Origin of the sequence: Ilumatobacter sp. (assembly GCF_046290335.1) — a bacterium.
Classification (GTDB): Bacteria; Actinomycetota; Acidimicrobiia; order Acidimicrobiales; family Ilumatobacteraceae; genus Ilumatobacter_A.
Map to the genome: position 1 here is coordinate 1,320,428 of NZ_JBKAGH010000001.1, position 23,047 is coordinate 1,343,474.

Genomic DNA, 23,047 nt, shown 5'->3' on the forward strand with positions numbered 1-23,047 from the left:
TCGTCTACCGGGTCAAAGACTACTTCTATGGCTCCTCATAGAGCAGACCTAGATCACCGGGAGGTGGTCATCTAGGATCGCGCCATGCCGCTGCCCGCCGACGTGCCTGATCTCTCGGCACTCGACCTGCTGCGTTCGGTGGTCGAACTGGGGAGCGTGTCGAAGGCTGCCGACGCCCACCGCATCACGCAGCCCTCGGCGAGCAGCCGGATCCGCACGCTCGAGCGTCAGCTCGGCCTCACCGTGCTCGACCGGTCCCCCACCGGTTCGGTACCGACGCCCGAAGGCCAGATGGTGGCCGGCTGGGGCGCCGACGTGTTGCGAGCCGCCGAACGGCTCGCCAGCGGCGTCGCCTCGCTCAAGGCCGAGCTCAGCGGGTTGCTGCGGATCGCGGCGAGCTACACGATCGCCGAGTACGTCCTGCCGCCGTGGCTCGACGAATTCCTCGAGGATCGCCCGGGCGACTCGGTCACGCTCGACGTCACCAACAGCCGGGCGGTCATCGAGCGCCTCGACGCTGGCGCGGTCGATCTCGGCTTCGTCGAGTCACCGACGGTCCCGACGACCATGGACCAGCTCGTCGTCGGCAACGACGAGCTGATCCCGGTCGTGTCGCCACGGCACCGATGGGCGCCGCGCGGAGCGGTCGGCCTCGACGAGTTCGCACACACCCCGCTGGTACTTCGCGAGCAAGGCTCGGGCACCCGCGAGGCGCTCGAACGCGAACTGCGCCGACTCGGCTGCGACGCACCGACCTCGGCACTCGATCTCGGCTCGATCTCCGCGGTCCGGATCGCCGTGATCAACGGCGCGTCGCCGACCGTCATCAGTCGTCTCGCCGTCGCCGACGATCTGGCCGCACATCGTCTCGTCGAGATCGACGTGCCCGGCCTCACCATCCAGCGAGAGCTGCGCGCCATCTGGCTTCGCCGGGCGACGCTCCCACGACTTGCGACCACCCTGCTCGACGCGATCGCGCATCACGACCTGCGCGGCGCGTGATGCTCGCCGCGCAGCAACCGGCTCAGCCGGCGAGCCCGGCCATCATCGCCTGGACCGGCGCCATGTCGAAGTAGTCGCGCCAGAGCGCGATCTTGCCGTCGTCGGTCAGTTCGAAGACGCCGACGACGGGGATGTCGTACTGCTGGTCGCCACGCACGAACCGGTCGGTGCGCTCATTGAGCACCACGTTGCCGGTCGCTGCCTCGCGGTGGACGATGAACTCGACCGTGTCGAACCCGTCGACCATCCCGCCGGCGAACGCCTTGATGCCCTCGGGGCCGAAGTTCTTGCCGATCGGCACGTTGTCGTACTCGACGTCGGCCGTGACGAGCTCACACGCTCCGTCGAGGTCCTTGTCGCAGAACCGACGCATGAACTCGTTGACCGTCTCGAGAGGTGTCATGACCCAACGCTACTCAACGACCCAGCAAAGGTCGTGGTGCAAAGGTCGTGGTGCCAGGCACGATGACCTTTCCGGCGAAGGTCAGGCACGAAGGTCATGGTGCCAGGCACGATGACCTTTCCGGCGAAGCTGCAGCGGATCGCTCGCAATGGCCGCGAGAAGCGAGAATGCTTCTCACTTCGGTACGCTGCTGGGCGCATGACCACGGCGGCGACGATCGAGCTTCGAGACGTGAGCGTGGCGCGTGGGCGAACGCCGGTGCTCCACGTCGCGCACCTCGAATTCGGGCCGGGCGTCACGTCGATCGTGGGACCGAACGGATCCGGCAAGTCGACGCTGCTCCACGCCATCGCCGGGCTCCTCCCCACGACCGGCACGCTCACGGTGCTCGGAGCTGCGCCGACCCTCGTGCGCCCTCAGGTGGCCTACGTGCTCCAGTCGCAGCACGCGTCCGAACACCTGCTGGTCACCGCTCGCGAAGTCGTCTCGTTGGGTCGGGCTGCCCGACGGGGCCCGTTCGGCCGGCTCCGCTCCAGCGACCGGTCGGCCATCCAGCACGCGATGCAACGCCTCGACGTCACCTCGCTCGGACGCAAGCACCTCGCCGAGATGTCGGGCGGCCAGCGTCAGCGCATCTTCGTCGCGCAGGGACTCGTGCAAGAAGCCGACATCTTGCTCCTCGACGAGCCGGTGGCCGGGCTCGACATCGCGTCGATGCAGCGCATCCGCGAGGTGATCGCCGAAGAACGCGAGGCCGGTCGCACGATTCTCGTTGCCACCCACGACCTCGCCGAGGCCGCGAAGTCCGATCATGTCGTGTTGCTCGACAAGCGCGTCATCGCAGCAGGCCGCCCGGCCGAGGCGTTGAGTCCACCGAATCTGCGAGCGGCGTACGGGGGCCGCGTGCTCGATCTGGGCGACGGCGTCGTCGCCGTCGATGACGGCGTCCACCACGACGACCACGAGCATCATCATCACGACGATCATCACGACGGTCAACCAGCGACCGATTCGCACCGCCACTGACCCAGCAACTCGACGAGCACTGGATCGACCCGTGACGATGGGTCAGCGTCGCATCGCGACGATGCCCACGGCGGAGTCACCGTCGAAGGCGAGCGAGCGTTCGCCGATCACCACGCCCGCAACGGAATGCTCCGACTGCTCGGCGCCATCGACGCTGACCGCCGTGGCGTCCGTGCCGAGGCCGGCCTCGAGCAGATCGACGGTTGCCGATGCACCGGCGCGACGCGCCAAGTGCACGACGACGGCCTCGTCGTCCAGTTCGCGCACGTAGGTGACCGAATCGTCATCGGCCGCCAACCACCGCATCGAGCCGGTACGCAGCGCGGCGAACCGCCGTCGCACCGCGATCAACGAGCGGGTTCGCTCGAAGTGCTCGTCGTCCCACTCCGCCTCGTCCCACGGGAACGGCACGCGGCAGGTGTCCATGTCGGCGCCTTCGACGCCGACCTCCGACCCAGCGAAGATCGTCGGTACACCCGGCATCGTCAACAACGCCGCCATGCCCACGGCGTGGCGACGGCGATCGCCACCGACGGCAGTGCGGAATCGCGCGCTGTCGTGGGAATCGAGCATCGTCATCGACGCGTGCCGCGCCGACCACGCGACGTCGGCGCCGAGTTGCCGCATCGACGCCACCATCTCCTCGCCACCGAGCTGCGGCAGTTCCAACTGCGCCATCAACGAGACGTCGCCTTCGCCGCGCAACCACGACCACAGCGGCCGTGAGAACCACTGGTAGGCCATCGCACCGTGCCAACCCGGACCGTGGAGATCGGGTCCGGCGTCGTAGCAGTGCTCGGCGAGGAGCCACCCGTCGGGTCGTATCGACTCGAGGGTGCTGCGGGTCCGCTCGGCGACCGTCGCGTTGAGGTCGACGTCGCCGTGGCGGGCCGTCGTGTTGGCGCAGTCGACACGCCACCCGTCGAGCCCGAAGGGCGGCCGGAGGTACTTGGCGATGACCGACTCGTCACCGGCGACGAGACGACGGGCCAGTTCCTCGCTGCGATGATCGAGTTTCGGCAGCGACGGGACTCCGTGCCATGCCACGTATCCCTGCTCGGAGTCGTCGAAGAGATAGAAGCCGGACTCGATCGACGCCGGATCGTTGCGTCCGCGCTCGAACCACTCGTGATGGTCGCCGGTGTGGTTCAGCGTGATGTCGCCGAGCACCCGGATCCCTCGAGCGTGCGCCGCAGCGATCAGCGAGATCAGGCCGCGATCGCCCCCGAGCAACGGGTCGGCGTGCTCGAACGACGAGGCGTCGTAGCGGTGGCTGGATCGCGCCGGGAAGAACGGGGTGAGGTACACCAGGTTCACACCGAGGCGTTCGAGATGATCGAGTCGCTTCTCGACGCCTGCGAAGTCGCCGCCGAACAACTGGCGCGTCTGGCGGCCCGGCCGCGGGTCGATCGGATCGCCCCACCGTTGCGGGATGGCCCAGTCGGGGAGGTCACGGCGTTCGCCGGATGTCGCGAATCGGTCGAGGAAGATCTGGTAGCCGACGGTGTCGGCGAGCCACGACGGCCCTCCCCCGTGCGTCGCGATCCGGAAGTCGGCGTGGTCGGGCACCTCGTGGGGCCACAGCCCGGCCTCGTTCAACCAGGCGTAGCCGACCGCGCCACCGGTCAGCAGGAAGCGATACGAGGTCACGGGGTTCTCGATGTCGAGGTCGGCGACCCACCAGGTCGCGCCCGGATCCTCACGGTCGATGCGGGCCTCGACGATACGGGGCTCCGCGTCGGGCGTCGACCGCAACCGCACGCGATCGGCCCGCGCCGCGTGCGGGACGCGGACGCGCACGGCGACACGGTCGCCCAGACGGGTCGACCCCGGTTCGGTGTACCGCGGCGATCCGTCGTGATGCGGTCGATCGATCTGGCGAATCGGTCGAGGTGCCGAGCCGGCGCGATCGTCGACGCGGTTCACGGCGCGGTTCCCGGCGCGCTTCACGGCGCGATCCACCTGCGGGCTCGATCCGGGTTCATTCCTTCACGGCGCCCGAGGTCAGGCCCGACACGATGTAGCGCTGGAGGAAGAGGAACAGCACGACGACGGGCACCGCGCCGATCAACGCCCCGGCGGCGAAGGGACCCCAACGGTTGTCGAAGCCGGCGAGCACGTAGTTGGAGAGCCCGACGGCGAGCGTCTTCTGGCTGTCGTCGCCGCCGAGGATGACACTGGCGACGATGTACTCGGCTTGGCTGGCGATGAACGACAACAGCCCGATCACGGCGAGCACCGGCGCGGCGAGCGGCAGAATGATCTTGAAGAACGTCTGGCTGTGCGTGCAGCCGTCGATCTTCGCCGCCTCGTCGAGCGAGTGAGGAATGGTGTCGAAGAACCCCTTGATCAGATACGTGTTCACCCCGAGCGCGCCGCCGAGGTAGATGAAGATGAGGCCCCACGACGTGCCGAGACCGATCGCTGGGAACAGCCCCTTGATCCGCGTCATGAACAAGAACAACGCGACGACCGCCAGCAGGTTCGGAAACATCTGGATCAGCAGCAAGGCGAGCATCCCGGGGCGGCGTCCCTTGAAGCGGAGCCGGCTGAAGGCGAATGCGCCCAATGCACACATGAAGACCGTGAGGATCGCGGTCACCGAACCGATGAACATCGAGTTGAAGAACCAGCGCCAGAACGGCGGGTGGCCGGGCTCGGTCATCAGCGCCCGGAAGTTGTCGAGCGACGGGTTCGTCGGGATGAACGACTGCCGTGCGAGGCCACCGTCGGCGGTCACCGCGGCCGACAGCACCCACAGCACCGGGAACAGCGCGAACGCGAGCGCGAAGATCGCGACGAGGTGTCGCCACCCGGTGCGGCGGAACCACACGCGCTTCGACACCTTTCGGCGCTCGAAGTGGGTGACCTCGCCGGGACGGACCGGAACGCTCATCGCAGCTCCTCGAAGGACTTGGTGAACCGAAAACTGAACGCCGAGATCGTGGCGACGATCAAGAAGATGACGAGCGACACCGCCGAGGCGAAGCCGTAGTCGGCGCCACCGCCGCTGGAGAACGCGATCTTGTAGACGTAGGAGATCAAGATGTCGGTGCGCCCCGCGTCGCTCCCCTGCACGGGGGGCCTCCCCTCCGTGAGGAGGAAGATCAGGTTGAAGTTGTTGAAGTTGAAGGCGAAGCTCGCGACGAGCAACGGTGCCACGGCGACCAGCAACAAGGGGAACGTGATCGTCTGGAACCGCTTGATGCCGGTCGCTCCGTCGACGGACGCAGCCTCGGTCAGATCCTCCGGGATGCTCTGCAACGCACCGCTGCACACGAGGAACATGTACGGATACCCGAGCCAGGTGTTGACCAGGAGGATCGACGCATACGGCAGCCATTGCCCGTCGAGCCACGGTGGGGACGCGTCGAGCCCCGGGATGAGGTCGAACAGCCCGCCGAACCATCGGTTGATCACCCCGAACTGCTCGTTGAGCATCCCCTTCCACACGAGCGCGGTCATGAAGCTCGGGATCGCGTAGGGGATGATGATCAGGCTCCGGTAGATCTTGCGTCCGCGCATGCGCTCGTCGTTGAAGACGATCGCCAGCCCGAGTCCGAGCGCGAACGACAACACGACCGAGAACAGCGAGAACAGCACCGTCCAGATGAACACGCGCACGAAGACGTTGCGGGTCTGCTCGTCGTTGATCAGCCGCTCGTAGTTCTCGAGACCGACGCCCGAGCGCCATCCCGGCAGGAGTCGCTCGCCGTCGTCGTTGACGAAGTAGCCCTGCTCGATCGTGTACGTCTGGTTCGTCGACGAGTCGAACATGGTGTCGGTCGCCGGGTCGTACACGCGGGTCTGCACCTGCGCGAAGGCTTCGGTGAACCCGTCGTTGTCGATCGCTCCGAACGGGCCGGGCACCGCGAACTCGGCGATCTCGGCACTGCGGTCGTTGGCGGCGCCGAGGTTGAGCGCCATGTAGCCGTCGACGGTCTCGCGGCGGCCGTCTTCGACGATCTCGCCCGGTTCGAGGGTGGTGAGGCCGTCCGCGGTCCCGAGGAATCGGTTGCCATCGCGATCGGCGAGGAGAAACGCGAGTTCTCCGGCGAGCGGGTCGTCGCCCGAGGCGAGGATCTGCAGCTCGTAGCGGACGGCGTCGGCGGCGGCCCCGACCGAGTTCGCCTCGATGCGCTCGATCGCCTGGTTCTTGGAGAGGTTGTTCCCGGTGCCGTAGTTCGTCGTGGAGATGAAGACGAGGTAGAGCACCGGGTACAGCGCGAACACCAGCAGGAACAAGGTCCCGGGCAACAGGTACTTACCCGGGACGAACCGACGCTTCGAGAGGTAGACGATGTCGATCGCGATGGTCGCCAGCACCATCGCGACGGCAATCGGGTAGTCGGGCTTGTCGAGGACCCGGGGCAGGCTCGCCAAGACCACGGCGTTCAGGAATCCCAGCGACGCGATCTTGACGATCAGACCTCGCGAGGCGCCGTAGCGCGGCCCGCTCGGCATCGCGCCGAGCCCGCCCGTGACGGGATCGCTCGTGCCGGTCCGCTCACCGAGCCCTGGTGATGCCGAACTCATCGCTGTTGCTCGATGTGCATGGTGCGTGTACCCCGGTGCGTGACGAACGATCGGGCGGGACCGCCGCCCCCACCGACAGGTGGTGAGGTCGGCCCCGCCCGATCAACGACGTGGACGAATCAGCCTTCGGCGATCTTGTCGCGGATGGCGGTCGCCGCCGAGGTGAAGGCCTCGACCGGATCGGAACCCGTGAAGATCAGGTTGTACGCATCCGTCCAGCTCTCCCACACCGAGCCCATCTCGGGGATCGACGGCTGGGGGGCACCCTGCTGACCGGAGAGGCCGAAGCCCTGCACGATGGGATCGTCGGCGACCTGTTCGAACGCCGACAGCATGGCCGGCGGGCGACCGCCCGTGGCGAACAGCTCCAACTGGACCTCCTCGGTGTTGAGGTAGTCGAGCAGGAACGTCTTGGCGAGGTCCTCGTTCTCCGTGAACGACGAGATCATGAAGCCCTGCACACCGACGAACACCTGCGGCGTGCCGCCGTCGACGCTCGGGATCGGCTCGACGGAGAAGTTCACGCCGGCATCGGCGAACCCGCCGGTCGCCCACGGACCCGTGATCGCGAAGGGTGCCCGACCGGTCGAGAACGACTCGTTCATGATGTCGTAGCTGACGTCTTTGCTGATCAGCCCCGACTCGCTCCACTCGGCGAACTTCTGGGCGGCGGCGAGGCTGCCTTCGGAGTCGAGACCGAGGTCGTCAGGCAGGTAGCTGCCGTCGTCGGCCTGGCCGAAGATGTAGCCACCGGCGCCGGTGAACAGCGGGTAGTTGTGGTACGGGTCGCCGGGATCCTGCTGGATCGCCAGCGGCACGTCGACCGCTCCGTCGGCGAGCAGGCCGAGCGCGATGTCGCTGAGTTCCTCGAACGTCGCGGGGGCCTCCGGCACGAGGTCGGTGTTGCGGATCAGGGCGATGTTCTCCGTGGCGTACGGCAGGCCGTAGAGCGCGCCGTCGTAGGTGAAGGCCTCGACCGCGACGTCGGCATAGAGCGCCGCGTCCTCGCCCAGATCGAGCGGGAGGACGACGCCGTTGCTGACGAGTTCGCCGAGCCAGTCGTGCGCACCGATGATGATGTCGGGGCCCTCGCCGGCGGGGCCGGTGACCGAGAGGTTGTCTCGGATCTGGTCGAACGGGACCTCGAGCACCTGGACGTCGAGTCCTTCGTCGGCGGCGAACGCGTCGGCGATCGGCGTGAGGACCGGGGTGCGGGTGTCGTCGGCCCAGATCACCAGGTCGGCGTCGCCGCGGGACGGCGGCACGTACTCTTCCTCTTCCGGCGGTGCCGGTGCCTCGGTGTCGACCGGAGCCTCCGTGTCGACCGGTGCCTCGGTGTCGACGGGAGCCTCGGTGTCACCCGGTGCTTCGGTGTCGACGGGAGCCTCGGTGTCGGCGGGTGCCGAGTCGGGCGCCTCCGAACTGCTGTCGTCGCTTCCACAGGCAGCACCCACGAGTGCCAGAACTGCGACAGCGCCGACCAGGCGACGTGTTGCTTTCATGATGAACTCCCCCTCAGGACGTTCGTGCGATCGACGGTTCGGTCGCGGTGATGGTTCGTCGTGCAAACTACGAGATCTTGCAAGTGTCCGCAAGAAATTTGCAAGAAAGGGGTACAAGGTCCCGAATTCGGCAGATTTTTCCTCTAGGGTCACGACGCGTGCGGATCAGGTTGCAAGACGTCGCTGCGCTCGCCGAGGTGAGCGAAGCAACCGTGAGTCGCGTGATGAACGGCAAGACCGGCGTCAGCGCCACCACCAAGGCGAAGGTCGTCAAGGTGCTCGCCGATCTCGGCTACGAGCCCGAAGCGCTGCGCACCTCGCCGCGAGTGGGATCGGTCGGACTCGTCGTTCCCGAACTCGACAACCCGATCTTCCCGGCCTTCGCGCAGGCGATCGAATCGCTGCTGCTCTCGAACGGCTACGTCTCGGTGCTGTGCTGCGCGAGCCGATCCAGCGCCACCGAAGACGCCTACGTCGAGACGCTGCTCGATCGCGGTGTCGCGGGGATCATCGTCGTGTCGGGTCGTCACGCCGACGTCGGCGGCGACCATGCGCACTACGCCGAACTCGTCGAACAGCGGGTCCCGCTCGTGTTCGTCAACGGACACGTGGCCGGGCTCCCGGTGCCGTCGGTGTCGTGCGACGAATCGGCAGCCGCGCGCGCCGCGCACGATCACCTGCGCGAACTCGGTCACGATCGCATCGGCTTCCTCACCGGTCCCGACTGCTTCGTTCCGGTCATCCGGCGGCTCGCCGGGTTCACCGACGCGGCGATCAAGTCCGGCGCGACCAAGCACGATCTCCGTCACCTCGTCTCGGAGGCGATGTTCACCCTCGAAGGCGGTGACGCAGGCGCCCGGCGGTTGCTCGATCACGGGGTCACGGGCATCATCGCCGGCAGCGACATCATGGCGCTGGGGGCCATCCGTGCCGTTCGCCAACGCGGCCTGTCGGTCCCCGACGACGTGTCGGTCGTCGGCTACGACGACACGCCGCTCATGCGCTTCACCGATCCACCGCTGACCACGGTGCGACAGCCCGTGCGGCACATCGCACAGCACGCGGTCGAGATCCTGCTCGGCCAGATCGGCGGCAAGGACTTCGACGACTCCGAGTTCCTGATCGAAGGCGAGTTGATCGCCCGGGCCTCGACGGCCGCCTCCCGCCTCGCACTCGTGCGCTGAACGCAGTGACCGTGCCGGGTCGATCACCGCTGACGCGAGTGGCGACGGTGACCGCTGGCGATGTCAGGGCCTGTCGCCGAGCGCTTCTGCAGCGACGCGCTTCGCCCATCGGTAGTCGGCCTTGCCGTTGGGGGCACGGTAGATCTCGTCCACGAACACCACCTGTCGCGGGGCCTTGTAGTCGGCGATCTGCGACGAGATCGTGGCGATGACCTCATCGGCATCGGTCGGCGCCGACACGGCACACACCAGCGTGCACGTCTCGCCGAACCGTTCGTGCGGGAGCCCGACGGCGTTGGCGTCGATCACGTTCGGGTGCGAACGCGCGGCGACCTCCACCTCCTCGGGGTAGATCTTCTCGCCACCGGAGTTGATGCACACCGATCCCCGTCCGAGCAGCGTGACGGTGCCGTCCTCGTCGATGAGCGCGTAGTCGCCCGGCGCCGAGTAGCGCACGCCGCCCACCTCCGGGAACGTCGCCGCTGTCTTGTCGGGATCGCCCCAGTAGCCCTGCGGTTGCGGCCCAGCCGACGCGAGACGACCGGGGACGCCACACCCTCGCGGCAACGGTTCGCCCGTCTCGTCGCTCAGCGTGACGACGTTCGGCGGCGCCGTGAAGACCGCCGTCTCGAGCGGTTCCTCGCCCGGCATCGTCATCGCCAGCGCGTACGGTCCGCCCTCGGAGGCCCCGATCATGTCGATGATCATGACCTGCGGTGCAGCGGCCTGGAAGCGCCGTTTCTGACCGGCCGACAGCGTCGCCCCGGTCGACACGATGCGCTGCAGCGACGACAGGTCGCGACCGGAACTGGACGCACCCGGCTCGACCGCCGCGGTCAACGGACGTGCGAACGCATCGCCCACGAGCGAGATCTGCGTGACCCGACGCCCCTCGACCAGCGCCCACAACTCGTCGGCGTCGAACGAGCGACCGCCGAGGAGCACCACGGTGCCGCCCATCACGAACGCACTGATCGCCAAGAACAGCGCGGTCCCGTGCATCAGCGGCGGAGCGCACAGCATCACCGGGCTGCTGCCGGTCGCCTGGAGACGGGCGGCGACGTCGCCGACCTCGTCGGCCGTGGTCGGCACCTCGATCCCGGCGGCGACGTACCCGGTGAACGCGAGCGCTCCCCACAGGTCGACATGTCGCCACATCACCCCTTTCGGGTTGCCCGTGGTGCCTCCGGTGTAGAGCAGCAGGAGGTCCTCGCCGGATCGGTCGATGCGTTCCGCCGGCGACGCCGCGTCGCGAACCTCGTGGTACCACTCGGCCCCGTCGAGCAACGGCGAACCGTCGTCGACCTGGAGCAGCACGCGCACGCTCGGCATCGACGCACGCGCATCGGCGACACGGTCGGTGAGCGAGCCGTGGAACACCAGCACCTCGGCGCCAGCGTTGTCGCAGATGTACGCGATCTCGCCACCCTTGTAGCGGTAATTCACGTTGACCGGCGACGCCCGCACCTTGAACGCGGCGTACGTCGACTCCAGGTACTCCGGGCAGTTGTACATCAACTGCGCGAGGCGGGTGCCTTTGCCGACGCCACGATCCTGCAGCGCCGACGCCAGTCGTGCCGCACCGTCATCGAGTTGCGACCACGTCATCTGATCCGCGCCGACCACCACTGCGGTGTGATCGGGCTGGGCATCGGCCAGCGCTTCCCACAGCGTGGCCCAGTTCTCGCTGAGTCCAGGTCGGTCGGCCGAAGCGCTCATTGCGGCACCTCGTCCGTCGTGCTGGTCGTGCTGGCCGCGGTGAACGAGATCGGCAACTCCTTCAGCGGGCGGAGCATGAAGCTGAACTCGTGCGCGATCTCATCGAGCGGCTGCGTGAGCGCGAGGTCGTCGAGGCGCGCGAGGATCGCCGTGAACGCGCAACGCAGTTCGGCGCGAGCGAGCCACGCTCCCACACAGAGATGGTTGCCCCAGCCGAACGCGATGTGCTCGCTGGCGTTGTCGCGTTCGATGTCGAAGGTGTTCGGGTCGTCGAACTTCGCGTGGTCCCGGTTGGCGGCGGCGTATCTGACCATGACCGCCGCATCGGTCGGAATCTCGACACCAGCGACCTCGACCGGGCACGTGGCCCGGCGCCACAGCCCGGCGACCGGGCTGTCGATGCGCAGGCTCTCGTCGATGAAGTTGTTCATCAGGTCGGGGTTGGCACGCAGTTTGGCCATCTGGTCAGGATGTCGCAGCAGCAGCCACAGACCCGTGCCGAGCGCAGCCGTGGTGGTCTCGAACCCGCCGGTGATGAGCTGATGCATGAGATCTTGGAGTTCCTCCATCGTCAACGGCTCCTCGTCGGTGCCGTGTGCGTGGACGAGCGCCGAGATCAGATCGTCGGTCGGCGCCTCGCGTCGACGTTCGAACTCGCGGGCGAGGTGATGCTGGGCTTCCAACTCGATCTCCGCCTGCTCGATCGCCTCCTCGACGGTGAGGACACGCTGCGCCGAGGCGAGCATGGCGTCGGCCCAACGCTTGAACCTCGGATAGTCGGCGGCGTCGAGCCCGAGCTGCTCACAGATCACGATGCCCGGCAACGGCAACGCGAAGTCGCGAACGAACTCACACTTGCCTCGCTCGACGAATCCGTCGATGAGCTCGTGGCACAACTGCTCGATGCGTGGGACGAGTTCGTTGACTCGCTTGATCGTGAACACCCGACCGAGCAGTCGACGGTAATGCGTATGCACCGGCGGATCGGTGCGCTGCAACGTCTGTGCACGCTTCCAACCCTTCTCCGCCATCGTCGCCGCAGCCGCTCGACTCGCTTCGGAGGGCCGAAACCCGGCCCCGACCGGGTTGCTGGAGAACCGCTCCCGGTCGCTCAACACCGACTTCACGTCGTCGTAGCGGGTCACCATGTACAGCCCGTTCTCCGGCAGCCGATGCACCGGGCAGTGTTCGCGCATCAACTCGTACGCCTCGAAGGGGTCGTCCTGCACGGCCGGGTCGAAGAAACTGGGGATGTCGACGGGTGACGTCGTCGTGTCGGTCATGTGGATCTCGTGCTCCTGGTGGGCGGTGCGGCACGTCCAGTGTTGTCCACGAGCGCTGCCGTCACGGTGTCGGAGGTCACGCCGACCGTGTCGAGCAGCTGAGTTGGTGGCCCCGACAGCGGGGCATCGGACAGTCGATGGTCACGTACCGATGCACAGCGCGACACATCACCGAGCTTTTCACCGATCTCTCAGCGATTCATCCGACGATCTCCGTTCGAAACAGGCACCCCACACGATGAGCAACGACATCTTCCTCGGCCGCCAGCCGATCCTCGACGGGTACCGCGACACATTCGGCTACGAGCTGTTGTATCGCTCGGGACCGAACTCGACGTCGTTCTTCGACGACCCCGACGACGCCAGCCGCACCGTGATGGAGCGCGCCCTGCTCGACTGGGGGATGGAGCGCATCATCGGCGACCGATTCGGGCTGATCAACGCCGGCACGAGCCTCATCAAGAACGGCATCCACCGCGGCCTTCCGCCGGAAGGCATCATCTTCGAGATCAGCGTCGACGAGACCTTCGACGACTCCGCCGTGGACGCGATCGAGCAGGCCCGACGCGACGGCTACCACTTCGCACTCGACAACGTGAGCGCGCTCGACCAACTCCAGCGGTCACACCTGCTGCCCTTGGTCAGCATCGTCAAGATCGAGGCGGGTCGAGTCGGCACCAACGACCTTCCGGCGCTCGTCCAGTATTCCCGACAGGAAGCGCCCGGCGTGCTGATGGTCGCCGAGAAGGTCGAGACGATCCAGACGTTCGACGCGTGCAGCCTCGCCGGGTTCGATCTGTTCCAGGGCTACTTCTTCGCCGAGCCCGAAGTCCTCGGTCGCGAAGCGCGCCCGACGGGGTCGCTGTCGGCGCTCAAGCTCATGGCGGAGATGCAGAAGGGCGACCTCGACATCAACCGCACGACCGAACTCGTATCGACCGACCCGTCGCTGGCCTACCGCCTGCTGTCCGTCGTGAATTCGAGTGCATTCGGTCTGAACCGACGTGTCGAGTCGATCCGCCATGCGATCGTGATGCTCGGCCTCAACCAGGTGCGCCACCTCGCCACGCTGCTGGCGCTGTCGCACAATGCGGAATCCAACGAGGAACTCATCGCGATGGGTGCCACGCGTGGACGCCTGGCAAGCCAGTTGGAGGACGATCCGAGCTTGCGCGACAGTGCGTTCACCGTCGGACTGTTGTCGGTCACCGACGCGATCTTCAAGACGCCGATGGACGAATTGCTCGCCGATCTGCCCGTGTCGGAGGAGATCTCCGAAGCGCTGATCGATGGGACCGGCCCGTTCGGACGTGCACTGCGCATCGTCAAGGCCTGCGAACGTAGCGACGTCGAAGAGCTGCAAGAGCTCATGCCGAACCGCTCCGAGCAGCTGCTCGAGGCATACGGCGAAGCGATCAGCTGGGCCAATGAGGTCCGACAGCAACTCCCGACCAAACGCAGCGCCCCCAAATTGCTGCCTCCCCCCAACCCGCGCGAACTCGTCCACCGCTGACGTCGGTCACCCCGGTCCGCTGACGTCGGCGGCACCGTCGACGAGGAGTTCTGCGTCGGCCACGCCGTGGGTGCGGTCGTGGACGATGGCGGCTGGGTCGCGATCGGCAGGATCACCCCAGCCGCCCCCGCCCGGGAGTTCGAGGATCAGGCGTCGGTCGGCAGGCACGGTCTGTCGTCCTTTGCCGGCAAAGGGCGTCCCGTCGTCGAGCGACACGCGACCGCGCGCTCCGTCGCCACCGCCGTGACGCCCGCGGGCCGGGTGGTCGATGCGGTCGAACATCGCCGAGAACTCGAACTGGTAGCCGTCGGTCGGACCCAGCTCGATGACCTGACCGAGGCCACCGCGCTGCTTGCCGATGCCGCCGCTGTCCGGGCGGATCTCCTTGCGCCAGATGACGATCGGGCCGACCTGTTCGGTCGCTTCGACCGACATCGTGCGCACCCCTGACGGGAACGCCGTCGAGGTCAGCCCGTCGAGGGTCGGACGCGCTCCGGTACCGCCGCTGTTGAACATGAGGATCTCGACCGGCGGGCGCGGCTGGGTCGGATCGGCCGAACGGGCACTCGCCTGGAAGTTCCACAGGGCGCCGGCGCCTTCGGCGGGAATTCGTTCGGGGAGCGCAGCAGCGATCGCTCCGAGGCACAGATCGGTGACGAAGTGACCGAGCACGTGGCGCACCGACACGGGATCGGGATGCTTCGCGTTGAGGATCACGCCGTCGGGAGCGCTCACCGAGAATGCGTCGAGCGACGCGAAGTTGTTCGGCAACTCGGGCGCCAACGCCACGAGCATCCCGTAGGTGAAATACGCGTGCGCATACCCGAGCGGCACGTTGATGCCGAGCGGGCACACCGGCGACGTGCCGGTGAAGTCGGCGTGCATCCCGTCGTCGGTCACCGTCACCGTCACCGCGAGCGTCACCGGCTCGCCGTACCCGTCGACGACCATCTCGTTGCGGTACCGGCCGTGCGGCACGGCCGCGATCGCCGCCCTCGTCGCAGCAGCGGTGCGATCGAAGACGAACTCGCAGACGGCACCGAGATCGGCCATGTCGAACTCGTCGAGCATCTCGAGGAGTCGGCGGCGGCCGGTTTCGTTCGACGCAGCGAGCCCGTGGATGTCGCCGACGACCTGGTCGGACTCGCGCACGTTGGCACGGATGATGCCGACGAGGTCGTGGTTGAGGCGCCCGACGTCGATCCACTTCATGATCGGGATGTTGATGCCCTCCTCGTAGACCTCGCGAGCGTCGGGTCCGTAGCCCCGGCCACCGATGTCGACGACGTGTGCGGTCGAGGCGAAGAAGCCGATCAGGCGGTCGTCGACGAACACGGGCGTGCACACGGTGATGTCGTGGAGGTGACCGGTGCCCTTCCACGGGTCGTTGGTGATGTAGACGTCGCCGTCGTGGATGCGTTCCAGGCCGATGTCGGCGATGAAGTGCGGCACGGCGGCGGCCATCGTGTTGACGTGGCCCGGCGTGCCGGTGACGGCCTGGGCGATCATGCGACCGTCGGGGTCGAACACCCCGGCCGACAGGTCGCCGGCTTCGCGCACCGAGGTGCTGAACGCCGTGCGCACCAGCGTCAGCGCCTGCTCCTCGACGATCGCGATCAGCCGGTTCCACATCACCTGCGACGCAGTGACCCGATGCAGCACGTCTCGCTGCGCCGAGTCAGGCGGCTCTCCCGGCTCGCAGAGTGCGTCGAGGGAATCGAGTTCGGTGGTCATGTGGCTCCTCGATATCGATGGATCAAGAGCGAACCGTCGGCTTGCACCACGCAGCACTGACGCGAGCCGACGATGGTCGTGGTCTGGGCTTCGCTGATGACGGCCGGGCCGTCGACACGGTCACCGGCCGCGAGGTCGACACGATCGAACAGCGCGGCCTCGACGACTCCGAGCACTGCGGAGTCGTAGACGCGCCGGGTCGCACCAGCGACGCGACGGCGCGACCCGGTGCGATCGAGCTCGATCGTTTGGCGTGCCGGAACCACCGACGACACGCGTACCGACCAGCTCACCGACTCGATGTCCAGGTCGTCGATGGCTCGCCCGAAGAACCCTTCGTAGGCCTTCGCGAACTCGGTCGCCAGCACCTCGGCGGCCAGATCGTCGAGATCTGGCGCCAACGACACCGGAATCTCCCAGCCCTGCCCCGAATAGCGCATCGACACCTGACGTTCGATGACCACCTCGGCGTCGGTCCCCTCTCGGACGAAGCACAACGCCTCCTCGGTCAGCGCGCCGAGCAACTCGGTGGCGCCGGCGACGTCGAAGTCGACCGTCGAGGTGTAGAAGCTGCGCACCGCTTCATAGGAGAACGGGGCGACGAGGAATCCGATTGCGGAACCGACACCGGCACCGGATGGCACGATCATCTCGCTGACGCCCAACTTGTCGATCAGACGCCCGGCGTGCAATGGCGCTCCCCCGCCGAATGCCACCATCGTGTACTGAGAAAGATCTTTGCCGTGCTCGACCGCGTGCGCTCGAGCAGCATTCGCCATGTTCTCGTCGACGACTTCGACGATGCCGACGGCCGCGGCGAGCGTGTCGACCTCCAGCGGCTCGCCGACCACCCGATCGATCGCGGCGCTGGCGAGCGCCGGAGCGAGATCGATGTCGGTCGCGCCGAACGTGTCCGGGTGCAACCGGCCGAGCTCCAGGTTCGCGTCGGTCACCGTCGGATGCTCCCCACCGAGGTCGTAGCAGGCCGGGCCCGGCTCGGAGCCGACGCTGTTCGGGCCGACTCGGATCCGGCCGAGCGAGTCGACGCTGGCGATCGAGCCGCCTCCGGCACCGATCTCGATCATGTCGATCACGGGGATCGAGATCGGCATCCCGCTGCCCTTCTTGAAGCGAGCGGTGCGATCGACCTCGAAGGTCGTGGCGGTGTCGGGCCGCGCGTTCTCGATCAACGAGATCTTCGCCGTGGTGCCGCCCATGTCGTACGACACCACCCGATCGCAGCGAAACCTCGCCGCCAGATCGGCTGCGAAGATTGCGCCCCCGGCCGGGCCGGACTCGATCAGCCGCACCGGGAACGCCGCAGCGCTCTCGACGCTCATCAGCCCGCCACCGGAGTGGACGAGGTACAGCGGCGCGACGATGCCGCGGGCGGCGAGTTGGTCACGAAGACCGATGAGATACGACGACATCTGCGGCCGGACGTAGGCGTTGGCGCACACGGTGTTGAAACGCTCGTACTCACGCATCTGGGGTGACACGTCGCTGCTGATCGACACCGACAGATTCGGTGCCACCTCGTGCAGCAGGTCGCGGAACCGGCGTTCGTTCGTCGGATCGACATAGCTGTGGATGAAGCCCACGGCGACCGATTCATAGCCGGCGTCGACCAGGTGACGGACGAGCGAACGCGCTCCTGCCTCGTCGAACTCGACGAGCACCTCACCGCGAGCGTTTCGTCGCTCGGCCACGGTGTACCGATCGGCGCGTTCGATGAGGGGTCGGGGAAGCACGATGTCGAGGTCGTACTGCTCGAACCGGCTCTCGGTGCGCATCTCGATCACGTCGCGGAACCCATCGGTGGTGACCAGTGCCGTGACGGCTCCGCTCCGCTCGATCAGGGCGTTGGTGGCGAGCGTGGTCCCGTGGATGAACTGGGCGACGTCAGCCGGATCGATCCCACACCGTTCGAGCAGTTCGACGACACCCTCGATGATGCCGCGTTCGGGGGCATCGTGAGTGGTGAGCGCCTTCGTCGATGCATAGTCGCCCGGAGCGAGTTCGACGACGACGTCGGTGAACGTTCCGCCGACGTCGGCTCCGATTCGCGTTCCCATCAACTCAGAGACAACTCGCTGAGACAGCAGCCGTCAAGCTGTACCCGATGATCGAGACAGCCGCTCAGTGCGCGTTCATGTAGTCGCGGTAGTACGTGATCTGGCCGTTGCGGACCCGATACACCCCGACGCCCTCTCGCGGAGGCTTGTCGTTGGTCGTGACCCGCCACTGTGCCCAGGCGGTGTCGCCGCCGCCCGACAGTTCGACCAGGTCGAAGGCGGCATCGAGCTTGCCCATCTCGACGTTCATCTTCGCCATGAAGGCGCCGATCGCCTCGCGCCCTTCGAACGTGCCGAAGATCGGATCGACGAGGACGGCGTCGTCGGCGAACAACTCGACCACGGTGGTGTAGTCACGGCTGTTCTGGAGGTTCCAGAAACGCTCGAGGGTGTCATAGGCGTCAGTGCTCATGTGACGAGTCTCACCGCGTCGAGGCCGCCACGACGAAGCAGGGTGCCGCCGAACGGGGCGACGGGGTTCTTACACTCGGCGTCGTGAACTTCACTCGACGCCTCACCGTCACCCTCGTCGCCGCGGCCGTCTCGATCACGGCCTGCGGTGGTTCCGATTCGTCGGATCCGGAGAACGAGTCCGACACCCCGACCGCCGACGAACCCGCCTCCGCGCCTGCAGTCGAGGAAGCGGCTGGCCTGCCCGAGCTCGTCTCGCCAGCGGCGGCCGCCGCCCTCCTGGAGAATCCGCCCGACGACCTCGTGATCCTCGACGTTCGCACCGACGACGAGTTCCAACAGGGCCACATCGACGGCGCGACGATGATCGACTTCTACCGACCCGACTTTCGCGAGGCCCTCGCCGAACTCGACCCGGAGGTGCCGTATCTCGTCTACTGCCGATCCGACAATCGCAGCGGGCAAGCCACGGCCCTGATGTCGGAGCTCGGGTTCACCTCGATCTACGACGTCGACGGCGGCGTGCTGTCCTGGGAAGCTTCCGGCCTCCCGCTCGTCACCGACTGACAACCGTGCGGCGGTGCAGCGAGCAGCGTCGCCGCACGTCTCGCGCCGACCATCGTGCGCAGCGCAGGAAACGCCGGACGGTGATGGGGCATTCACCACCCAACCGAAATGCGGCGCACGATGACGACCACACTCACCGATGAACTGCGGGAACGAATTCGATCCGCGCGAGCGCTGCCGTCGCCTCCGGCGGTCACCGCGCAACTGATCGAGCTCGGAAACGACCCCAATCTGAGCATCGACCAGATCCTGACCGTCCTCAAGACCGACCCGGCGCTCGTGGCCCGCCTGCTGCGGCTGGCGAACTCACCGCTGTACGCACGCCGCCGCCGCACCGACAACCTGCATCAGGCGGTCATCTTGCTCGGCGTCGATGCGGTACTCACCGCCTCGCTGAGCTTGACGCTGTTGTCGACGCGCACGTCGGCGTCCTCCACGACCCCGAAGTTCCGCCAGGCGACGTGGAGCCGCAGCGTCCATTCCGCGATCGCTGCGCAAACGCTCGCAGCTCGCGCGGGGCAGGTGCTGCCGAGCGACGCGTTCCTCGCGTCGCTGCTGCAAGACCTCGGCATCCAGGTCGTACTCCGCTTGGAGCCCGATGCGTACGCGGCGGTCGCCGATCCGGTGATCCATGCGGAGTTGATCGCGCTCGAGACCGACCTGCTCGGCGCCGACCATGCTGCCGTTGGTGGCGAACTCCTCGACGAATGGCGACTTCCCGAACACATCGTCCAGGCGGTGCGGTCGAGTCACGATGTCGGTGGTCCGGGCTCGTCGCGGTTGTCGAACGTCGTCGCGATCAGCGCGCTCATCGCCGATGGCATCGACGACATCGACATGCTGAGCCACGCCGCCGATCTCGCCGAAGAGCATCTGTCGATGAGCCGCTCGGAGTTCGCGCTCGCCGTCCATGACCTCGCGGAGGCCATTCCCGAGCTGTCGTCGATGCTCGAAGCTCGATCGCCCGACCCCGAAACGCTCGCCGAGATGGCCCACGAGGTCATCGTGGCCCGCACGATGAAGACCCAATCCGATGCAGCGCACCTCCACGATCAGCTCGCGACGATGACGAACGTCGCTGAGGAACTGAGGGCGGAGAACCGGCTCGATCCTCTCACCGGATTGTCGAACCGACGCGACCTCGATGACGTGCTCGCCCGCGAGTTCCGCCTCGCCATCGAGCACCAGTTCCCCCTCTCGGTGCTGTTCATCGACCTCGACGACTTCAAGAAGGTGAACGACCGCTACGGCCACAACGTCGGCGACGACCTCCTCGTCCACACCGCTCGGCGGATCAGCAACTGCGTGCGCGACGGCGATGTCGTCGGACGCTTCGGCGGTGAAGAGTTCGTCGTCGTCCTGCCTGGCGCCGACACCGTCAGCTCGAACGCCGCGGCCACTCGACTCATCGACAAATTCAACGCCCGGCCGTTCGGTCTCGGACCGGAGTTGCTGCTGGATCAGACCGCCTCGATCGGCGTGGCGACCATGGACGCCGGACGTCCGTACCCTTCGGTCGCCGAGATGTTGCATCATGCGGATCTCGCGCTGTACGAGGCGAAGCGCAGTGGCAAGAACCAGTGGCGCCGAGCCGCTCCTGAAGACAACGTGACCGAGTTCGACGCCGAGATCGTCACCGACATCGCCACCGCCTGAGTCCGGCGGATCGGAGGCCGGCACCTCCATCGGAAGCTTCGGACGTCACGATCACGGCTCGTCGCGGCACAGCAGATCGGTCGATTTCGCACGGTCGATCGCACGTGCGGTCCAGTCTCCGTGCGGCCCGTCGTTGCTGAACACGTACGCGTTGGTGCGTCCCGGGTCACCCGCGACGGCGATGGCGAATTGCTCGGGCGTCGTGACGATCGGCACGAGACGTTCTGGATCGTCGGATACGCCGAAGACCGGCGGCACGTGCCCGGCCACGGCGAGATCGACGAGTCGCCGCCTCCCCGACGTCAGGTTGGTCCACTCCCCGATCAGTTGCTCGAAGCGTCGTGCCGGGAGTCGCGCACGCTCGAACAGCGCGCCGCGAACGTGGGCTTTGGACCAACCGGCGGCTGCGAACACGCGGGCGAGAACGGGCGACAGGATCAACAGCGGTCGGTACTGGGCCTGACCGAGCCCGTACACGTGGGTGAGATCCCATCCGCTCACCCGGACCAGGCCGTCGGCGAGGTAGGGCAAGATCTCCTCGGGGGTCGAGCCGTAGACGCTGCCGATGATCAACCCGCTGTTGAGCCGCGTCATCGTGAGCACATCGTCGGCGTCGTCGAACCCGAAGTCGGCGCTCAGCGGCGGCCACCCGATGTCGGCCAGTGTCTCCAGGTCCTCGGCCAGGACGACGCGCGCCGAGTTCCCGAAGGTCGCCTTGTCGTGCTCGTCGGCCGTGAAGTCGAAGACGTTGCGCAAGAACAGTCGGAGCCAACGACCGACGGTCGTGTTCGCACGATGCCCCTCCCGGAGCGCACCCGCACCATGGTGGAACCCGAGTTCGGCAACGCACGGTCCGTCGAGGATCATCAACGCGTCAGCGCCCGTCGTGTTGCCCGAGTGCGCAGCGCCGTACTGGTCGCCGGCGAGGATCTCCGCCGCGGCGATCAGCACGGGAAGATCCTCGGCGCGGCACCCCGCCATGACGGCGTTGACGGCGATCGACCAGATCGTGATGTCTCGTCCCGACGAGGCGGCGGTGCCGAGGCATCGCCACGGGTCGTGCCCGCAGGCCGCGAGAAACGAGTCGACGCGCTCGCGGGTCGGTGGAATGAATGGTGACCCGTCCGACCACCCGCGATCGACGAACGCCTCGTAGATCTCGTCGATCGTCCCGGTCACCGCGACATCGAGCGGGGTCAACTCGGTGCGCACGGTCCCGGTACGCAGGGTCCCGGTGCTCGGACGTTCGTGGTGGGCGGTCGTCAGGCCGTCGACGACCTGATCGACGAGTGATGCGCGAACGTCGGCGAGCATCGACTCGGCCGATTGCGCGTCGACATGGTGCGGCATCACCGCGAGTCGCATGCCATCGATTCCGAGCCCGCGGCCGGTGGCCGTGGCCTGCCCGACGAAGCCGTGACAGACGAGCGAGACCGACGGGATCCCGACGGTTTCGGCAGCGATCGATGCCCGCATCACGGCGGGCGTACAGCTACCTCAACAGCCCATCGCCGACACGACGGCGTCGATGTGGCGACGATGCAACTCTTCGGGCAGTGCGGCGATCACGGCCGCCTCGTCGCTACCGTGCGTGTTGCCGAAATGCTCGTAGCCGATGATGTCGAGATCCGGGTAGCGAGCGTTCAGTTCCTCGGCGAGTACGGGGAAGATCTCGTCACCGCGGAACAGATCGTCCCACAAGAACGCGACACGTCGGCCAGCGAGACCGTCGAGACGCGGTGCCAGGGGCGTCGGAGCGATCCCGCGGGTCGACTTCGGCCACACGACGTCGTAGCAGACATCGCTCCTCGAGTCGCCGTCCGGATCGCTGGTCGTGTCCATCGGTCCAGTCTTGCCGATCACGGTGGCCGATCAGACGAGTGAGCCAGACCAGCGAACCAGACCAGTGACCTTCGCCCCTGACAGGGAGGACGCCGTTGCGGCATCGTGGAATCAGACCGGCCGCAGCAGACGGCCGGAGCAAGCCATCGAGGACACAATCGATCACGTGAAGGAGTGACGATGACACAGGCCCCCATCAACGATCCCCATGACGAGGAGCAGCTCATCACGACCGAGCTCGCCATCTCAGGGGAAGTCTCCGAAGGCGAGCAGCGCCACGCGGTCGACGCGGTCAGCCATGCGCTTCACGATGTCGATCTGCCGGTGTTGCACTGCCGGATCTTCCTCGAGCACAAGACCGATCCGCACCACGTGCGACGGGCGAAGGCGAAGCTGTCGGTCGTGCTCAACGGCACGCCCGTTCACGCACACGCCGACGCGGAGACGATGAACGGGGCCGCCGACCTCGCCGCCGACCGCCTGCACGAGCAACTTCGCAAGCAGGTCGATCGGCGTCAGCACGCTCGCCGTCACGGCGAGTCGATCTCGGGACGTCACTGAGACGCACCGCGTCAGAGCGTCACCGCGCTGGCA

The 23,047-nt window shown here is 67.1% G+C and carries 18 protein-coding genes; 7 read left to right on the forward strand and 11 right to left on the reverse strand.

What is annotated here, in order from left to right:
* Window positions 1-84 precede the first annotated feature (84 nt).
* Complete coding sequence (locus ACE37B_RS05905) at window positions 85-1,002, forward strand: LysR family transcriptional regulator (protein WP_409922349.1); 918 nt, start codon at window positions 85-87, stop codon at window positions 1,000-1,002.
* 22 nt (window positions 1,003-1,024) lie between these two features.
* Here ACE37B_RS05905 and ACE37B_RS05910 read toward each other — a convergent pair whose 3' ends face one another.
* Window positions 1,025-1,405 carry a limonene-1,2-epoxide hydrolase family protein gene (locus tag ACE37B_RS05910; RefSeq protein WP_409922350.1) on the reverse strand — a complete coding sequence of 127 codons (381 nt, stop codon included), beginning with the start codon at window positions 1,403-1,405 and terminating at the stop codon, window positions 1,025-1,027.
* Window positions 1,406-1,603: 198 nt separating this feature from the next.
* On the opposite strand from ACE37B_RS05910, the gene ACE37B_RS05915 reads away from it, so the two are divergent.
* A complete protein-coding gene (locus ACE37B_RS05915) occupies window positions 1,604-2,431 on the forward strand; it encodes a metal ABC transporter ATP-binding protein (RefSeq protein ID WP_409922351.1) in 828 nt (275 codons plus the stop codon).
* 42 nt (window positions 2,432-2,473) lie between these two features.
* On the opposite strand, the gene ACE37B_RS05920 is transcribed toward ACE37B_RS05915, so the two are convergent.
* The 4 genes from ACE37B_RS05920 to ACE37B_RS05935 form a co-directional block, all read right to left on the reverse strand.
* A complete protein-coding gene (locus ACE37B_RS05920) occupies window positions 2,474-4,357 on the reverse strand; it encodes a glycoside hydrolase family 13 protein (RefSeq protein WP_409922352.1) in 1,884 nt (627 codons plus the stop codon).
* A 55-nt stretch (window positions 4,358-4,412) separates the two neighbouring features.
* The gene (locus ACE37B_RS05925) at window positions 4,413-5,327 is read right to left on the reverse strand and encodes a sugar ABC transporter permease (protein ID WP_409922353.1); all 915 of its coding nucleotides are present in this window, start codon (window positions 5,325-5,327) and stop codon (window positions 4,413-4,415) included.
* Window positions 5,324-6,967 carry an ABC transporter permease subunit gene (locus ACE37B_RS05930; RefSeq protein ID WP_409922354.1) on the reverse strand — a complete coding sequence of 548 codons (1,644 nt, stop codon included), beginning with the start codon at window positions 6,965-6,967 and terminating at the stop codon, window positions 5,324-5,326. The genes ACE37B_RS05925 and ACE37B_RS05930 overlap by 4 nt, the downstream gene beginning before the upstream one ends.
* Window positions 6,968-7,086: 119 nt before the next feature.
* Window positions 7,087-8,469 (reverse strand): extracellular solute-binding protein, encoded by a 1,383-nt coding sequence (locus ACE37B_RS05935; RefSeq protein WP_409922355.1) that lies wholly within the window; start codon window positions 8,467-8,469, stop codon window positions 7,087-7,089.
* A gap of 158 nt (window positions 8,470-8,627) precedes the next feature.
* On the opposite strand from ACE37B_RS05935, the gene ACE37B_RS05940 reads away from it, so the two are divergent.
* Window positions 8,628-9,653 carry a LacI family DNA-binding transcriptional regulator gene (locus ACE37B_RS05940; RefSeq protein ID WP_409922356.1) on the forward strand — a complete coding sequence of 342 codons (1,026 nt, stop codon included), beginning with the start codon at window positions 8,628-8,630 and terminating at the stop codon, window positions 9,651-9,653.
* Window positions 9,654-9,716: 63 nt separating this feature from the next.
* On the opposite strand, the gene ACE37B_RS05945 is transcribed toward ACE37B_RS05940, so the two are convergent.
* Both ACE37B_RS05945 and ACE37B_RS05950 read right to left on the reverse strand, forming a co-directional pair.
* Window positions 9,717-11,372: an AMP-binding protein gene (locus tag ACE37B_RS05945; RefSeq protein WP_409922357.1), complete on the reverse strand. Its 1,656-nt coding sequence runs from the start codon at window positions 11,370-11,372 to the stop codon at window positions 9,717-9,719.
* Complete coding sequence (locus ACE37B_RS05950; protein ID WP_409922358.1) at window positions 11,369-12,655, reverse strand: cytochrome P450; 1,287 nt, start codon at window positions 12,653-12,655, stop codon at window positions 11,369-11,371. The genes ACE37B_RS05945 and ACE37B_RS05950 overlap by 4 nt, the downstream gene beginning before the upstream one ends.
* A 238-nt stretch (window positions 12,656-12,893) precedes the next feature.
* Between ACE37B_RS05950 and ACE37B_RS05955 the strand changes: the two genes are divergently transcribed.
* Window positions 12,894-14,168 (forward strand): EAL and HDOD domain-containing protein, encoded by a 1,275-nt coding sequence (locus ACE37B_RS05955; RefSeq protein ID WP_409922359.1) that lies wholly within the window; start codon window positions 12,894-12,896, stop codon window positions 14,166-14,168.
* A 6-nt stretch (window positions 14,169-14,174) separates the two neighbouring features.
* Here ACE37B_RS05955 and ACE37B_RS05960 read toward each other — a convergent pair whose 3' ends face one another.
* The 3 genes from ACE37B_RS05960 to ACE37B_RS05970 all read right to left on the reverse strand — a co-directional run bounded on the left by ACE37B_RS05960 (window position 14,175) and on the right by ACE37B_RS05970 (window position 18,389).
* Entirely contained in the window at window positions 14,175-15,800 is a 1,626-nt protein-coding gene (locus ACE37B_RS05960; RefSeq protein ID WP_409922896.1) for a hydantoinase B/oxoprolinase family protein, read from the reverse strand.
* Window positions 15,801-15,898: 98 nt separating this feature from the next.
* Window positions 15,899-17,977, reverse strand: coding sequence for a hydantoinase/oxoprolinase family protein (locus tag ACE37B_RS05965; RefSeq protein WP_409922360.1), 2,079 nt, complete (start codon window positions 17,975-17,977; stop codon window positions 15,899-15,901).
* A 64-nt stretch (window positions 17,978-18,041) separates the two neighbouring features.
* Window positions 18,042-18,389, reverse strand: coding sequence for a nuclear transport factor 2 family protein (locus ACE37B_RS05970; protein WP_409922361.1), 348 nt, complete (start codon window positions 18,387-18,389; stop codon window positions 18,042-18,044).
* Window positions 18,390-18,472: 83 nt separating this feature from the next.
* On the opposite strand from ACE37B_RS05970, the gene ACE37B_RS05975 reads away from it, so the two are divergent.
* Window positions 18,473-18,955: a rhodanese-like domain-containing protein gene (locus ACE37B_RS05975; RefSeq protein ID WP_409922362.1), complete on the forward strand. Its 483-nt coding sequence runs from the start codon at window positions 18,473-18,475 to the stop codon at window positions 18,953-18,955.
* A gap of 120 nt (window positions 18,956-19,075) precedes the next feature.
* Window positions 19,076-20,611, forward strand: coding sequence for an HDOD domain-containing protein (locus ACE37B_RS05980; RefSeq protein WP_409922363.1), 1,536 nt, complete (start codon window positions 19,076-19,078; stop codon window positions 20,609-20,611).
* A 51-nt stretch (window positions 20,612-20,662) separates the two neighbouring features.
* On the opposite strand, the gene ACE37B_RS05985 is transcribed toward ACE37B_RS05980, so the two are convergent.
* Complete coding sequence (locus ACE37B_RS05985; protein WP_409922364.1) at window positions 20,663-22,453, reverse strand: UGSC family (seleno)protein; 1,791 nt, start codon at window positions 22,451-22,453, stop codon at window positions 20,663-20,665.
* Window positions 22,454-22,633: 180 nt separating this feature from the next.
* On the opposite strand from ACE37B_RS05985, the gene ACE37B_RS05990 reads away from it, so the two are divergent.
* Window positions 22,634-23,014 carry an HPF/RaiA family ribosome-associated protein gene (locus ACE37B_RS05990; RefSeq protein ID WP_409922365.1) on the forward strand — a complete coding sequence of 127 codons (381 nt, stop codon included), beginning with the start codon at window positions 22,634-22,636 and terminating at the stop codon, window positions 23,012-23,014.
* The last annotated feature ends 33 nt before the right edge of the window (window positions 23,015-23,047 follow it).

Bases quoted from the DNA above. Each gene is read 5' to 3' on its own strand.
- ACE37B_RS05905 (WP_409922349.1), top strand. From the start codon at position 85: ATGCCGCTGCCCGCCGACGTGCCTGATCTCTCGGCACTCGACCTGCTG.
- ACE37B_RS05910 (WP_409922350.1), bottom strand. From the start codon at position 1,405: ATGACACCTCTCGAGACGGTCAACGAGTTCATGCGTCGGTTCTGCGAC.
- ACE37B_RS05915 (WP_409922351.1), top strand. From the start codon at position 1,604: ATGACCACGGCGGCGACGATCGAGCTTCGAGACGTGAGCGTGGCGCGT.
- ACE37B_RS05925 (WP_409922353.1), bottom strand. From the start codon at position 5,327: ATGAGCGTTCCGGTCCGTCCCGGCGAGGTCACCCACTTCGAGCGCCGA.
- ACE37B_RS05930 (WP_409922354.1), bottom strand. From the start codon at position 6,967: ATGAGTTCGGCATCACCAGGGCTCGGTGAGCGGACCGGCACGAGCGAT.
- ACE37B_RS05935 (WP_409922355.1), bottom strand. From the start codon at position 8,469: ATGAAAGCAACACGTCGCCTGGTCGGCGCTGTCGCAGTTCTGGCACTC.
- ACE37B_RS05945 (WP_409922357.1), bottom strand. From the start codon at position 11,372: ATGAGCGCTTCGGCCGACCGACCTGGACTCAGCGAGAACTGGGCCACG.
- ACE37B_RS05950 (WP_409922358.1), bottom strand. From the start codon at position 12,655: ATGACCGACACGACGACGTCACCCGTCGACATCCCCAGTTTCTTCGAC.
- ACE37B_RS05955 (WP_409922359.1), top strand. From the start codon at position 12,894: ATGAGCAACGACATCTTCCTCGGCCGCCAGCCGATCCTCGACGGGTAC.
- ACE37B_RS05960 (WP_409922896.1), bottom strand. From the start codon at position 15,800: ATGTGGAACCGGCTGATCGCGATCGTCGAGGAGCAGGCGCTGACGCTG.
- ACE37B_RS05965 (WP_409922360.1), bottom strand. From the start codon at position 17,977: ATGGGAACGCGAATCGGAGCCGACGTCGGCGGAACGTTCACCGACGTC.
- ACE37B_RS05970 (WP_409922361.1), bottom strand. From the start codon at position 18,389: ATGAGCACTGACGCCTATGACACCCTCGAGCGTTTCTGGAACCTCCAG.
- ACE37B_RS05980 (WP_409922363.1), top strand. From the start codon at position 19,076: ATGACGACCACACTCACCGATGAACTGCGGGAACGAATTCGATCCGCG.
- ACE37B_RS05990 (WP_409922365.1), top strand. From the start codon at position 22,634: ATGACACAGGCCCCCATCAACGATCCCCATGACGAGGAGCAGCTCATC.